The organism is Enterococcus sp. 125944 (assembly GCF_051909435.1).
In the GTDB taxonomy this organism is placed as follows: Bacteria; Bacillota; Bacilli; order Lactobacillales; family Enterococcaceae; genus Enterococcus_D; species Enterococcus_D gallinarum.
Map to the genome: position 1 here is coordinate 74600 of NZ_JBQASY010000007.1, position 13795 is coordinate 88394.

Annotated in this window: 13 protein-coding genes; 8 read left to right on the forward strand and 5 right to left on the reverse strand. The window is 41.1% G+C overall.

The window, feature by feature from the left end; translation table 11 throughout:
- The first annotated feature begins 1 nt into the window (after nt 1).
- From ACTFWY_RS08110 to ACTFWY_RS08135, 6 genes are all read left to right on the forward strand, one after another.
- On the forward strand, nt 2-811 hold the full coding sequence (locus ACTFWY_RS08110) for an ABC transporter permease (protein WP_003127478.1): 810 nt from the start codon (nt 2-4) through the stop codon (nt 809-811).
- Nucleotides 808-1644, forward strand: coding sequence for an ABC transporter permease (locus tag ACTFWY_RS08115; protein WP_349703909.1), 837 nt, complete (start codon nt 808-810; stop codon nt 1642-1644). The genes ACTFWY_RS08110 and ACTFWY_RS08115 overlap by 4 nt, the downstream gene beginning before the upstream one ends.
- The gene (locus tag ACTFWY_RS08120; RefSeq protein WP_349703910.1) at nt 1641-2714 is read left to right on the forward strand and encodes an ABC transporter substrate-binding protein; all 1074 of its coding nucleotides are present in this window, start codon (nt 1641-1643) and stop codon (nt 2712-2714) included. Before ACTFWY_RS08115 ends, ACTFWY_RS08120 begins: the two co-directional genes overlap by 4 nt.
- Nucleotides 2715-3398: 684 nt before the next feature.
- A complete protein-coding gene (locus tag ACTFWY_RS08125) occupies nt 3399-3692 on the forward strand; it encodes a hypothetical protein (protein WP_176333205.1) in 294 nt (97 codons plus the stop codon).
- Nucleotides 3693-4027: 335 nt separating this feature from the next.
- The gene (locus tag ACTFWY_RS08130) at nt 4028-4837 is read left to right on the forward strand and encodes a restriction endonuclease (protein WP_029487211.1); all 810 of its coding nucleotides are present in this window, start codon (nt 4028-4030) and stop codon (nt 4835-4837) included.
- Between the two features lie 70 nt (nt 4838-4907).
- A complete protein-coding gene (locus tag ACTFWY_RS08135) occupies nt 4908-5738 on the forward strand; it encodes a sugar phosphate isomerase/epimerase family protein (RefSeq protein WP_349703911.1) in 831 nt (276 codons plus the stop codon).
- Nucleotides 5739-6002: 264 nt separating this feature from the next.
- On the opposite strand, the gene add is transcribed toward ACTFWY_RS08135, so the two are convergent.
- From add to ACTFWY_RS08155, 4 genes are all read right to left on the reverse strand, one after another.
- Nucleotides 6003-7019: an adenosine deaminase gene (add, locus tag ACTFWY_RS08140; RefSeq protein WP_349703912.1), complete on the reverse strand. Its 1017-nt coding sequence runs from the start codon at nt 7017-7019 to the stop codon at nt 6003-6005.
- Nucleotides 7020-7285: 266 nt separating this feature from the next.
- A complete protein-coding gene (gene ald, locus ACTFWY_RS08145; RefSeq protein ID WP_171917660.1) occupies nt 7286-8395 on the reverse strand; it encodes an alanine dehydrogenase in 1110 nt (369 codons plus the stop codon).
- Between the two features lie 208 nt (nt 8396-8603).
- Complete coding sequence (locus tag ACTFWY_RS08150) at nt 8604-9320, reverse strand: C39 family peptidase (protein WP_195957482.1); 717 nt, start codon at nt 9318-9320, stop codon at nt 8604-8606.
- Nucleotides 9321-9387: 67 nt separating this feature from the next.
- Entirely contained in the window at nt 9388-11346 is a 1959-nt protein-coding gene (locus ACTFWY_RS08155) for an ABC-F family ATP-binding cassette domain-containing protein (RefSeq protein WP_311810910.1), read from the reverse strand.
- Between the two features lie 215 nt (nt 11347-11561).
- Between ACTFWY_RS08155 and ACTFWY_RS08160 the strand changes: the two genes are divergently transcribed.
- On the forward strand, nt 11562-12239 hold the full coding sequence (locus tag ACTFWY_RS08160) for a redox-sensing transcriptional repressor Rex (protein ID WP_060813607.1): 678 nt from the start codon (nt 11562-11564) through the stop codon (nt 12237-12239).
- 65 nt (nt 12240-12304) lie between these two features.
- Here the strand turns inward: ACTFWY_RS08160 and ACTFWY_RS08165 are convergent, their stop codons facing one another.
- Nucleotides 12305-12673 carry a thioredoxin family protein gene (locus tag ACTFWY_RS08165; protein ID WP_156248190.1) on the reverse strand — a complete coding sequence of 123 codons (369 nt, stop codon included), beginning with the start codon at nt 12671-12673 and terminating at the stop codon, nt 12305-12307.
- A 195-nt stretch (nt 12674-12868) separates the two neighbouring features.
- On the opposite strand from ACTFWY_RS08165, the gene ACTFWY_RS08170 reads away from it, so the two are divergent.
- Complete coding sequence (locus ACTFWY_RS08170; protein WP_208774685.1) at nt 12869-13795, forward strand: permease; 927 nt, start codon at nt 12869-12871, stop codon at nt 13793-13795.

Sequence of the window (13795 nt, forward strand, 5' to 3'; positions counted from 1 at the left end):
CATGACGAAAATGCGTCGTTTCTATGCAATACCCTATGTCTTTTGGTTATTGCTATTTGTTATCGCACCAGTATTATTGATCGTCTATCAGTCCTTTTTCGATATGGATGGGAATTTTTCACTGGTCAATTATCAAAGTTATTTAGGTTCCGGCAAGTATTTGATCATGACATTGAACTCCGTGTGGTATGCCTTTTTGATCACATTGATCACGCTGGTCATCAGTTATCCTACGGCTTACTTTTTGACAAAACTACGTCATAAAGACTTATGGTTACTGCTGATTATTTTACCTACATGGGTCAATTTGCTGTTAAAAGCCTATGCCTTTATTGGTATTTTTGGAATTCATGGCAGCGTCAATCATTTTTTGGAAATCATGGGTGTCGGACCAAAACAGATTTTGTTCACCGATTTTAGCTTTTTAACGGTAGCGGTCTATATTGAGCTGCCCTTTATGATCATGCCGATTTTCAATGCACTAGAGGAGATGAATCCTTCATTGATTAGTGCGAGCCGTGACTTAGGAGCGAACAGCTATGAGACTTTTCGCCGGGTCATTCTGCCTTTGTCATTGAACGGTGTCAAAAGCGGCGTACAAGCAGTTTTCATTCCTTCTCTTTCACTCTTCATGCTGACACGTTTGATTGGAGGAAACCGTGTAATCACGTTAGGAACTGCGATTGAGCAGCATTTCCTTGTGACACAAAACTGGGGCATGGGTTCGACGATCGGTGTAATTTTGATTATTGCTATGTTCTTAGTGATGCTCCTGACAGGTGAGAAGAAAAAAGGAGGACAACGAAAATGAAAAAATTCCACTGGTCAAATCTTTATCTTGTCGTTGTCTTTATCCTATTGTACGTCCCAATTTTTTATTTGATTTTTTATTCCTTCAATGATGGCGGTACAATGAATGACTTTACTGGGTTTACCTTTGAACATTACCAGTCCGTCTTTCAAGATACACGTCTGATGATCATTGTATTGAATACCTTTATGCTGGCATTTTTATCCGCCCTTTTAGCAACAGTGATCGGCACGTTCGGTGCGATGGGGATCTACTATACGAAAAAACGGCGAACACGAACAGCGTTGTTAAGTTTGAACAATGTCTTACTGGTTTCTCCAGATGTCATCATTGGAGCCAGTTTTCTGATTTTCTTCACGATGATCGGAAATTTGTTCCGCGGCTTTAGCCTAGGTTTCTTTAGTGTGTTACTGTCTCATGTGGCCTTTAGTATTCCCATCGTTGTTTTGATGGTTTTACCAAAGCTACAAGAAATGAATGATTCCATGATTGATGCCGCTCGTGACTTAGGTGCCAATAATCTGCAAGTAATCAAGAACATTATTTTGCCGTTTCTGACACCGGGGGTCATTGCCGGCTATTTCATGGCTTTCACTTATTCACTGGATGATTTTGCTGTGACGTTCTTTGTAACAGGGAATGGCTTTAGCACACTTTCTGTAGAAATCTATTCTCGTGCCCGTCAGGGGATCAGCCTAGAAATCAATGCCTTGAGCACATTGGTCTTTTTATTCTCAATGATTCTAGTCGTAGGGTACTACTTTATCAGCAAAGAAAATGTGTCGAAAAAACTACGTAAAAATCGGCGAGCGGAGGTGGCAAATCTGCGATGAAAAGATTACAATCTTTGGTCATAGGAATTGTCGCCATCATTTTGGTACTGCTGTTTGGTGTACGGGAGTTGGAACATTCTTCAGGAATGGCGGGCGCCAAAGTTTTGAATATCTATAACTGGGGTGATTATATCGATCCAGATCTTTTGAAGAAGTTTGAGAAAGAGACCGGCTATAAGGTCAATTATGAAACCTTCGATTCCAATGAAGCGATGTTTACGAAAATTCAGCAAGGAGGAACGTCCTATGACATTGCCATCCCAAGTGAATATATGATCCAAAAAATGATGGAAGAGCACTTGCTGAAACCTCTTGATCACAGCAAGATCAAAGGGTTAGACAATATTGATCCCCGCTTCTTGGATTTAAGTTTTGATCCTGACAACCGCTATTCGATCCCATATTTTTGGGGGACTCTTGGTATCGTCTATAATGATAAATTTTTTGCTGAAGGTGAAATCAAGGAATGGGATGATCTGTGGAAACCAGAACTAAAAGACAGTATCATGCTGATCGATGGCGCGCGGGAAGTCATCGGTCTAGGGTTAAACAGTTTGGGATATTCATTGAACAGCAAAGACGACAAACAGCTTACAGCAGCCTTCAACAAATTGCGCAAAATGACGCCAAACATCAAAGCAATCGTAGCAGACGAAATCAAAATGTATATGGCAAACGAAGAAGCCTCTGTCGCTGTGACTTTCTCGGGAGAAGCAGCCGATATGATGTATGAGAATGAACATATCCATTATGTGATCCCATCCGAAGGATCCAATCTTTGGTTTGATAATATGGTTATTCCCAAAACGTCAAAAAATGAAGAAGGGGCCTATGCATTTTTGAACTTTATGCTTGAACCAGAAAATGCTGCCCAAAATGCTGAGTATATCGGTTATTCCACACCAAACAAAAAAGCACTCGAGTTATTGCCAGATGAAATCACGCAAGACAAACAGTTCTATCCTTCAGATGAGCTGATGAAGCATTTGGAAGTCTATGAAAATCTAGGCGCCCAATATTTAGGCATTTATAATGACCTATTTTTGGAGTTGAAGATGTATCGAAAGTAAGTATGCAGCTGATTGACTGATACAAGGGAAGGAAGCAAGTTTCAAAAATATCTTTCCCCATTGTGTTTTAAAATAGTTACAGCTTCCTAGCGACCTGTAGAGAGACAGCAAAAGTCTTTGTCTACAGGTTTTTTTGTCTTAGAAAAGAGTCGCTGAGACAATTGGAAGCAGCTGCCCTGCAGAAGAAATACTAAGCAGTACTAGGTCGAAACAAGGAATAGTCCCAAACAAAGCGCTATCCTATAAAAACTAAAAATACAACGCGTCAGTTACAGTAACTTTTTTTGAAAAGGGCCAAGGGTTTATAGCCGTAGTTTTTAGAATGAATCAGCTAATTCGAAGATAATGATATGGAATTTTTCTAGAAATTATCGCATGAAATGACCCTTGATTGAGAACGCCATGAAAGGTGGAAGAAATGCAGTTGTGTATGTAAGCGAAAGCTGTCTCTTCTTTCCCAAGAAGACTGGATGATTTTGGAATCTGTTTTTCTTTGGCTTAAAGGGCAAAATAGTTTGTTTTTTTGGGAGATTAAATTTATACTAATTTTTATAGCTAATTTAGTGACTTGTTAAGTAGATACGAAACAACTCCTGAATTAGATAACAAATGAATGGGAAAGCGAATGTTTGATGACAGCTATCATTCGCTTTGCTGAACCGTTTGCCTAAGGAGTGGAATGTCGTGTCAGATCTAGTAAAGTTTGTATTGGTTATTTTAGTTATTTGGGTTATTTATCAATTGGTTACTTCTGTTTTATTTAGCTTATCGCAAAAAGCCGTTAAAAAACGACTGAAGAGTAATAAGATGACAGATCAACAACTTGTAAACTTGTATCATTCTGTTGCAAAGTCAAATCAATATAATACGATGCAAGCCATATTTTCTTATGGAATTTTTTACAAAAGTCATGAAAAACAAAGTAATGAAGTGTACAAGTTGTATCGAGATGAAATGGAAAAAAGAAACTTGCTATAAAAGAAATTTTAAGGTCACTTATTTTTCTGATAAGTGACATCAAACATAGATATGGCTAAAAAATAGATCCTTCTTTGCAATTTTGTGAGGAGGGCTCTATTTTTTTGAGCAAACAAAATAAATAGGTGAATAGAAAGGGACTCTTTTTTTGATGGAACATCGTCTCTGCGCTTCTACTGGTAATAGTAGTGTAACAGTAGAATTTTTAAAGAGTCTAGCTAGATATGCAATGCTGCTTATCAAAGACAGGATTTCATAAAAATCTATGAATCTAGTTTGTTTAGGGGTATTATAAATATAGCAACAAAGTGGATAAACAATCTGGAGGAGGAAGCATGATTCAACAATTTTTGCAAAAATTTACACGAAAAACTGGGAAAGTAGAACAATCATTCGAAGTAGTATCTAAAGAACACAGAGAAATAAAAGGGCTTTCTTTTGAACAAAACGAAGATGAATCGATCGTTATGGACTTTTTGAATCATATGGACAGAGAGTATGACACAACGCCTGCAGGACGGAAACAGCAAGGGGATGCCTTTGAGCAATTTTTGGCAGCGGTCTTTCGGCTAGCAAACTACGATGTTGAGATCACCAGAAAAAGCTATCTGCAAGGCAAACAGGTCTACACTGGTGATGACAATGTAGACTTGATTTTAAGCAAAGATGCGGAACGGATTGCTGTTCAAGCCAAACATTACCGCTTGAACACGAAAGCACCCAACTTGATCACGAAAGAGTTTGTCAATAAATATTCAGGAATCTCAGATAAAAATTGGACAAATAAACTTTTTATCACAACATCTTTATTTAATCCCCATGTTTATTTAGAGATCGAGAAGAATGAAAAAGCACAAAACATTGAATGGTATGACAGGTACGGGTTATTGCAGTTGTTGAACACATTGATCCCAGAAACAATGGAAAAGCACATGTTTTTAAATAGTTTGCCAGAACAAGTAGTCAAATGTCCGGAATGTGAATCAGGGTTTATTGTCCAAAAATGGAATAAGCAAAAACATAGCTATTTCAAAGGATGTACGATGTTTCCAGAGTGTGCCCATACGGAAAGTGTTTCATTCAGGCACACACGTAAAAGTTTTACTACGTCCTCAAAAGAACTAGATAATAGCATTTCTTCTTAGGATAACTGGTACTCTAAAATGCTCATTTGTTGAACGAATCAGACACTTAGTAGAAGAAAGGAATGAAAAGATGTTTAATCTCGCTGTTCGTGGCCACGACTTAACCAAGGTTTGTGATCCACAAGATCTCGCTTGTCAAATCGCTGAAAAAGGCATCAAAAATGTTCAATTTGCACTAAATGCTTCATTTCCGGAACTTAGTGCTGCTGCCCAGATCAATCCGGGAATGGGGACTTTTTTTAAAAATGAATTCGGGCAACAGAATGTTCAAGTGGCATTGTTGAGCTGCTATAGTAATTTGATTCATCCAGATCCTCATGAACGAGAGAAGATTCTGCAGAAATTTGAACGCTATCTTTTTCATGCACGCTATTTTGGGGCGTCAATGGTTGCTTCGGAAACGGGTTCCGTTATTCCCACACTTGGTTACAGTGAAGAAAATTTCACAGATGAAGTTTTTGATGAGCTTGTAACTGTTGTCCAGCGGTTGGTAAAAACCGGGGAACGTTATCAAACAATGGTTGGGATCGAAGCGGGATTAAATCACCCCCTATTTTCCAATGACCGAATTCAGGAATTGATCGCAAGCGTTCCTTCTGATTTTCTGGGCATCGTCTATGACCCTACCAATCTCATCACTCCAGAAACGGCAAGTAAACAAGTAGAAATCGTTGCAGAGGCCTTTGAGAAGTTTGGTGAACGAATTGTCTGTCTCCACTTAAAAGACTACGTGATTGAAGAGGACCGCATTGTTTCTGTCCCTTTAGGAGAAGGAATCATTCCTTATCAAGCCATTTTACAAATCGTTGACCAATACAAACCTTATTGCTATGTCGTATTGGAGGGAACAAAAGATGAAGGAATCAAACGGGCGGTTGCTACGATAGAGGGGCTAAGCTGAATCGAATGAACCCATTGGCAAAAAAATCATTTGACGTCAAAGAAGTGATTGCCTCTAATCGCGAACACATTTAGAGAGCACGCTTATTTAAAAGAAGCGACAGCATAAGTTAGAATGGGACAAACAGACACTAGCGCATAATCCTGCCAATATTCTGAATTAACGCTCAAAATATGCGATGAGGATGTTTGTGTTCTGTCCCGTTAAACGTTAATCTGTCGCTTCTTTTTTTGTTGGGAATGATACGTTCTAATTGAGGCTGTTTTATTCGTTGATCTGCCAATGACGAATCCTATGGATCAGCTGTTCTTTCTCTTTTTCACTGGCAAAGGAATGGCGGGCGGCGGTCTCATTCAATAAGCGCAGCTCACTTTCCGACATTTGGCAGTGACGGGTCATGTGTATGTATTCATCAGTTAATGTTGTCTTAGAAACGGTGCGGTTATCTGTGTTTAAGCAAAAAGGGACCCCAGCTGTCAGCCATTCCCTGAAAGGATATTGGTGATAATCCGTGATGGCTTTGGTATGCACATTACTAGTAGGACAACCTTCAATACAGATTTGATTGCGGGAGACAAATTCTTGGGCTTTCTTATCCCCTTTCAAAATGATACCGTGGCCAATGCGTTTTGCACCACTTTCGATTGCTTGATAGACATTACGGATACAGCCGCATTCACCGGCATGCAATGTCAATTGCACGTTTTGACCGTCTATGAAAAGTTGGTAAGTTTGCGCTAATTTGGGAACATAGTCATCTTCTTCAGGACCAGCTAAATCGATGCCCACGACTTTCTCTTCAGAAACAGACTCCGAAAAAATCTGGGAGATTGCAGCAGCAGACTCTTGCCGCATCCCGATGATCAAGATATTCCCTTTTACCGGATAGATGGACTCCGCACGAGCGATCCCTCTAGCTACTGCTTGAATCGTTTGTGGGCAGGAAAGACCCTGTTCCATTGACTGACTAGGAGCAAAGCGGATTTCGATATACGCGACACCATCTTCAAACGCTTGTTCCATGACATCAAACGCTGCGGCTTCTAATGCAAATTCACTTTGGAGATAAGGAAGAACGAAATCAAAGCGTTCCAAGTACTCATTAAGATCAGAACAGTCTTGGGGGGCTTGCATCCGTTTTTCAAGTATCGACAGTTCTTGTGGGATAGGCAGATTTTGCTGATTGGCGATCTTAAGTAATGTTTCTGGACGAATCGATCCATCCAAATGGCAGTGCAATTCTACTTTAGGGAAGGCTTGGATTTGGCTTTTCGTTAACACGTCATTCCTCCTCGCATACGCAGGGTACGCTGAATTTTTTTATGTATGAATATAGCATAGATACGGGTTATGTGCTAGTGAAAAAAGGAAATTCTCATGATAAACACTCTCCCTCTCAAAAAAGCTTCTATAAAAAGCCTCTATAAAAAGCCTCTATAAAAAAGCTCCGGTCAAAAAAGCTCGTATCAAACAAGCCGCTGCCATGGGAGGATTGTCTCATGGCAGCGTACGATTTTGTTGAGTTGGCACTTTTTTTGCTGAGAAAACTAAATCAGCTCTGAGAGTTCGACGGCATCGATCGCCAGATCTTGTGCGGCTTCCTTCAACGTGAAGTGACCGTCAAATGCGATGACACCACGCGCCAGTGCAGCGTTTGTTCTTAATGCCTTTTCAGGATCGGCAGCTAATTGTTTAGCGTAGGGTAATGTGGCGATACTCAATGCCAATGTAGCAGTCTGTGGAACTGCGCCAGGCATATTGGCAACAGCATAATGGATCACATTTTCTTGGATGTAGGTAGGATCGTCATGAGTAGTGACACGATCTTCTGTCTCAAAAATGCCTCCTTGATCAATCGCAATATCTACAATCACTGATTTTTCTGCCATGGTTTTCACCATCTCACGAGTTACTAGATTTGGCGCTTTTTTGCCTGGCAGCAAGACGGCGCCAATCACCAAGTCTGCTTGTTGAATAGCGGCTTCAATGTTGAAACGATTAGAGAAGAGTGTCTGAACTTGTCCGTCAAATAGCTGGTCTAATTCTTGTAAGCGTGGGATGGATACATCGAGAATCGTGACTTGCGCACCTAGCCCTAACGCCATTTTCGCGGCATTGGTTCCGGCAACGCCACCACCAATAATCGTGACCTGACCTTTTCGAACACCCGGGACACCGGACAGGAGGACTCCTTTGCCGCCATAGATTTTTTCTAAGAATTGTGCGCCGATCTGAACTGCCATTCGACCAGCAATTTCACTCATTGGAGAGAGGAGAGGCAGCGTCCCATTAGCCAGTTGGACATTCTCATAGCCAATCGCTCGAACCTTGGAGGACATGAGCGCTTTTGCTAATTCTGGATTGGCAGCAACATGTAGGTAAGTAAATAACAGCAATCCCGCTCTTAAGTAGGAATACTCTTCTGGCAGCGGTTCTTTGACTTTCATCACCATGTCAGCCGCCCAGACGTCTGCAGCGTTAGCAACGATCGTTGCGCCGACTGCTCGATAGGCTTCGTCTGAAAAAGTTGATCCGATACCTGCATTTGCTTCAACCAAGACCTCGTGCCCTTCTTGAACCAATTCATAGACGCCAGCTGGCGGCAAAGCTACACGATTTTCATTGTTCTTGATTTCTTTAGGAATTCCGATTTTCATATGCGTCACACCTTTCTTTCTTCTATTATAAAGGAAAGCGGATCCATTGTAAGGAGAAAGCGAAGATTTCTCAAGGTAGCTGTCAAGAGGCGCGGTCATTATCAACATGCATTGATGAGGACTATTTATAAAAAAAACTACCTATAGAGTGTCAAGAAAGAGGTAATCGTGCTTGATCCTTCCTGACAACTTATAGGTAGTTTCTTTTTTATAAATTAGTACTTTCGTCCTCTGTAAATGTCCAAAAATGTAAACTTTGAGCAGCGATTTCTTCCAATGAATAGGACGTTAAATAATGTTTTTTTTCCGGCGTATCGTTTGGATCTAAAACAACCACATTTTCGTCTTGCATAGCAGCCAGCACCATGATATGACCAGTATCTGTGAAATCTCCACTGGTCACAGAGACGATCACTGGCTGTCCAACTGCCAGATAATTGGCTACTTGCACTGTGTCTATGCCCAAATCGTGATACGAGTAACCAAAGGAATCCGCAAAATCAGAGAAAATCCGCCAATCGGTTCCTTGCCCATCGACATAGTAGCTATCTTGTGCCCAATCCAAAACTTCAAGCGGCGAAACGTTATCCTCTCGCAAATAAGCGAGTACCATTGAAAGAGAGAGCAGGGCACAGCCGTTATCGCTTAAAGTTTGCGTACCATCTGAACCATAGGAATAATCAGCCCATTCTTCATTTGTTTGTAGGTAAAGAGGCGTAGTCACTCCATTTTCTTGTAAATACTCGTTCGCTTGTTCATTGTAAGCTGCTTGATCAAAATCCATGTCATCCATCATGGGATATTCTTCATAATCTTGGCTGGAATAGCTCACATGAGAAAGTCGGATAAATGCAGCAAAAATCAATAATAAACCCAACAAAACAAGAAAAACATAACGCTTTCTTTGTTTCCCTTTTTTCTTCATAGCTTCCCTCCTGAAGTATCGTGCCTTTTTTGCCTTACTTCAAGTAAAGCAGAGGGAATGAAGGTTGTCATCCGCCTGTGGACTGATTCGTGTCAGTTGTTTCTAGTTCTTCCAATTCCAGACTCGTGTTTTCCCAAGCTTCCATCAGCTGTTCTTGCGTGGCTTGGACAGTCTCCATTGCTTGATTCAGCGAAGACAAACGGACGTGGTCGTTCAATGCGTCAGGATGAGTCATCGCTTGTTCGATTTCTTCAAGCTCTGCTTCGGTTTTGGCTAGGTCTGCTTCAATTTGAGTGACTTTACGCTGCAATGAGCGAATGGCTTTTTGTTGTTCTTTGCTCTGGAAGAAAGATTGTTTGCCTTGTGAGATGGCTTTCTCTTGAACATCAGATTGCTGCATCGCAGCTAGTTCTGTTTCTTCCAGTTTTTTCTCCACGTAATAATCATAGTCCCCTAAATACAATTTGCTGCCGGTTTCAGATAATTCAATGACTTTGGTCGCGATTCGATTGATAAAGTAGCGGTCATGAGAAACAAAAAGCAATGTGCCTTCATAATCAATCAAGGCATTTTCGAGTACTTCTTTGCTGTCGATGTCCAAGTGGTTAGTCGGTTCATCTAAGATCAGGAAGTTGTCATGATCCATCGCAAGTTTTGCTAAAGCGACCCGTGCCTTTTCGCCGCCACTGAGCAATGTGATTGGTTTTTCAACATCTTCACCAGAAAAAAGGAAACTTCCTAAAATTGTGCGGATCTCTACTTCTGGCGTAGTGGGGTGCTCATCCCATAATTCTTTCAAGATTGTTTTTGTTGAATGGAGATCTGATTGGGTTTGATCATAATACCCAATTGAGACATTGGCACCTAGATGAACGTCACCGCGAATCAAAGGAATCTTGTGGATCAGTGATTTTAATAATGTCGATTTGCCAATTCCATTAGGGCCGACTAATGCAATGGCATCTTTCCGGCGAACATCCAAATCGATCGGCTCGGATAGAACAGTCTCTTGATAACCGATGGCTGCGTTGGCTACTTGCATTACCACATTGCCAGAAGGTTTACTGATTGAAAAAAGGAAATTTGCGGATTTTTCATCTCCTTGAGGCCGATCGAGCCGCTCCATTTTTTCTAATTGTTTGCGCCGGCTTTGCGCCCGTTTAGTTGTGGAGGCACGAACTAAATTACGCGCTACAAAGTCTTCTAATTTATTGATTTCTTCTTGTTGTTTTTCGAAAGCTTTCCATTCACTTTGCAGCTGCTCGGCTTTCAAAACCAGATAACGACTGTAATTCCCTTTGTAATGGTGCATTTTCCGTCGGCTAAGCTCATAGACCTCATTGACGACTTTATCTAAGAAATAACGGTCATGAGATACAATCAAAAGAGCACCGGCATACCCTTGAAGATAGTTTTCAAGCCAAGACAATGTCTCAATATCCAGGTGGTTAGTCGGTTCATCCAAAATCAAGATATCTGGCTTTTGCAACAGCATCTTTGCTAGTGCTAGACGAGTTTTTTGACCACCAGACAATGTTTCAATGGATTGCTCATAAAAAGTGCCGTCGAACTTAAAGCCGTGTAGAACAGAACGGATCTCATTTTCATATCCGTAGCCGTTTTTTTCGGCAAATTCATGTTGTAGCTGGTCATATTCTTTTAATAGACCATCATAATTGACTGCTGTCGGGTCTGTTTCTGAAATGGCGACTTCTAATGAGCGCATCCGCTGTTCCATCTGTCGAATGCCGGCAAAAGCCGTCAACATTTCTTCCCAGACTGTAGCAGTACTGTTTAAACCAGTGTCTTGGGCAAGATAACCTAGTGTCGCAGTTTTATTTTTGGCGATCGTTCCTTTATCGGGGCTTTCGATCCCGGCAATGATTTTTAACAGGGTCGATTTTCCGGCGCCATTTCTTCCCACAAGCGCGATCCGGGAATGGCTGGCAATCTCTAGGTTGATATTCTCAAATAAAACTTCAGCGCCAAATAGTCTGGCGATTTGATTTGCTTGTAATAGTATCATATGTATTCATTCCTATTCTTGAAGTCACTTGTCTCCTTGGTTGCAATACTATCAGTCTATCACATTTTGTGATAAACAGCGATTATGAAAAAAGAATGATTGTATCATTAAATAAAAAAAATTTCAAATTGTGAGCAATCAAATTGATTTTTGAGCAAACTATTTGATATGATAGCTACATCACACGTGAATTTTTCACAATGGGGGAGTATTTCTTGAAAGATCATCAAATTCCAAAGGCAACAGCGAAACGTTTGCCTTTGTATTACCGCTATTTACGCATCTTGCACAATGCTGGAAAGTTGAAGGTTTCATCTACTGAATTAAGCGAAGCTGTCCAAGTGGATAGCGCAACGATTCGTCGCGACTTCTCTTATTTTGGGGAATTGGGAAAACGCGGCTATGGCTATGACGTGGAAAGCCTGATGCAGTTTTTTGCTAAAACGTTGAATGAAGACCATATGACAAATGTCGCGCTAGTAGGTGTTGGTAATCTAGGTAGCGCACTGTTAAAATATAAATTCCATCAGAGCAATAGCATTCGGATCAGTGCTGCATTTGATGTGAATGAAGATATCGTAGGACGAATCGTGGATGGCGTTCCTGTCTATCCAATGAGCGATATGAAAGAACAAGTGAAGATCCAACAGATCGATGTCGCGATCTTGACGGTTCCCGCACAACATTCGCAAGACTTAGTCAATGAGCTTGTGAAAGCAGGGATCAAAGGAATCTTGAACTTTACGCCTGCGCGCATCACTGCACCAAAAGGTGTGCTGATCCAAAATGTTGATTTGACCAATGAATTACAAACACTGATTTATTTCTTGCATTCTGGCAACGTCTTAACGACAGATGAACCGGAAAACCACGAAACGACTGAATCAGAATAAAACCCAAAAACACTGTCTTTCCATCAACCTTCGCGTCTAGTAGGTGATGGAAAGACAGTGTTTTTTTATTCCATCAGTTGATCAAAAAGATCGTCATAAGAGATGGTCTCGGTTTTGGTCAAGGCAGTCCTATAGCGATCAATAATAGCAGCCAGCCTATTAAAATCAATGATTCGTGCTTCTCTGTGGCGTTCATCTCCTTGAAAATAAAGAAGGACGACAGGAGCAGTCAATGCTGAAAATTGGCCAGCCGCCTCTGGGACTTCCGCTACATCGACAGCATAAAGTGGAACATTCTTCTCTAAAGCTAATTTATTAAGACGAGGTTTGTCTGCTAAGCAGACACTGCAAGCCGGCTGTGAGAGATAAATAAGTGCCAATGGGGTTTCTTTTATCTTCGTCAGCAGTTCATCTAATGTATTCATTTGTATCATGCAAATTCCTCCAAGCAGATTCTCTGTCTAATGTACGTTTTGAGGGACAACTTGTCAAAGAAACTGCTGGAAAAGAATAAAAACTAAAGCAAGCTTTAAGGTGCCAGCAAAGACTGTAAAAAACATTGTGCATTGAGGCAAAAAAACGTATAGTAGTTCCAGCGCAATTATTTTTTTATAAAGAAGGTTGAATATATGTTACAAAGCTTACCTAATTCTGTTTTGCAGATGAGCGTGATCTTTCTCTCCATCGTCATTGAAGCCTTGCCTTTTGTCTTATTAGGCTGCTTGATTTCAGGGGCGCTGCAAGTTTTTCTGACGCCAGAACGAGTGACAAAAATCCTGCCAAAGAATAAATTGGCCTCCATTGCAATGGGGTGTGGTTTAGGCGTTTTCTTCCCGTCTTGTGAATGTGGAATCGTTCCGATCGTCAATCAATTCGTCAAAAAAGACGTACCAGTCTACACGGCTTTTGCTTTTATGCTGACAGCCCCTATTGTGAATCCCATTGTGATTTTTTCGACATTCATCGCATTTGGCAATTCAGCGAAGTTTGCCTTTTTGCGAGTACTTGGCAGCTTGTTGGTGGCAATGGTGGTAGGTGTTTGGCTGGCTTATTTCAGTAAGCAAGAGATTTTGAAAACCCAATTGATCACAGCTTCAGAGGATACCCATCAAGGACATCACCATGGGCATGCTCATGATACAGGTTCTGAGAAACGAAAATGGTCCCATCAAATACGGCATTTGTTGCAACACAGTATTGATGAATTCTTCGATACTGGTCGGTATTTGATCATTGGCGGATTGATTGCAGCAGCGATGCAGACGTATTTGCCAACGGGAATGATGTTGACTTTGGGTTCTACGAAATTCTTGGCGGTATTGGTCATGCTTGTTTTGGCATTGACGATGTCGCTGTGCTCTGAAGCAGATGCGTTTATCGGTTCTTCGCTGCTTAGTCTGTTCGGCGCCGGTCCAGTCGTGGGTTTTCTGGTCTTTGGTCCTATGGTGGACATCAAGAATCTTCTGATGATGAAACGATATTTTACCGGTCGTTTTATTGCAACAATGGTGGGATTAATTGCTGTTGTAGTATCAATTTATGCATGGGTGGTGTAA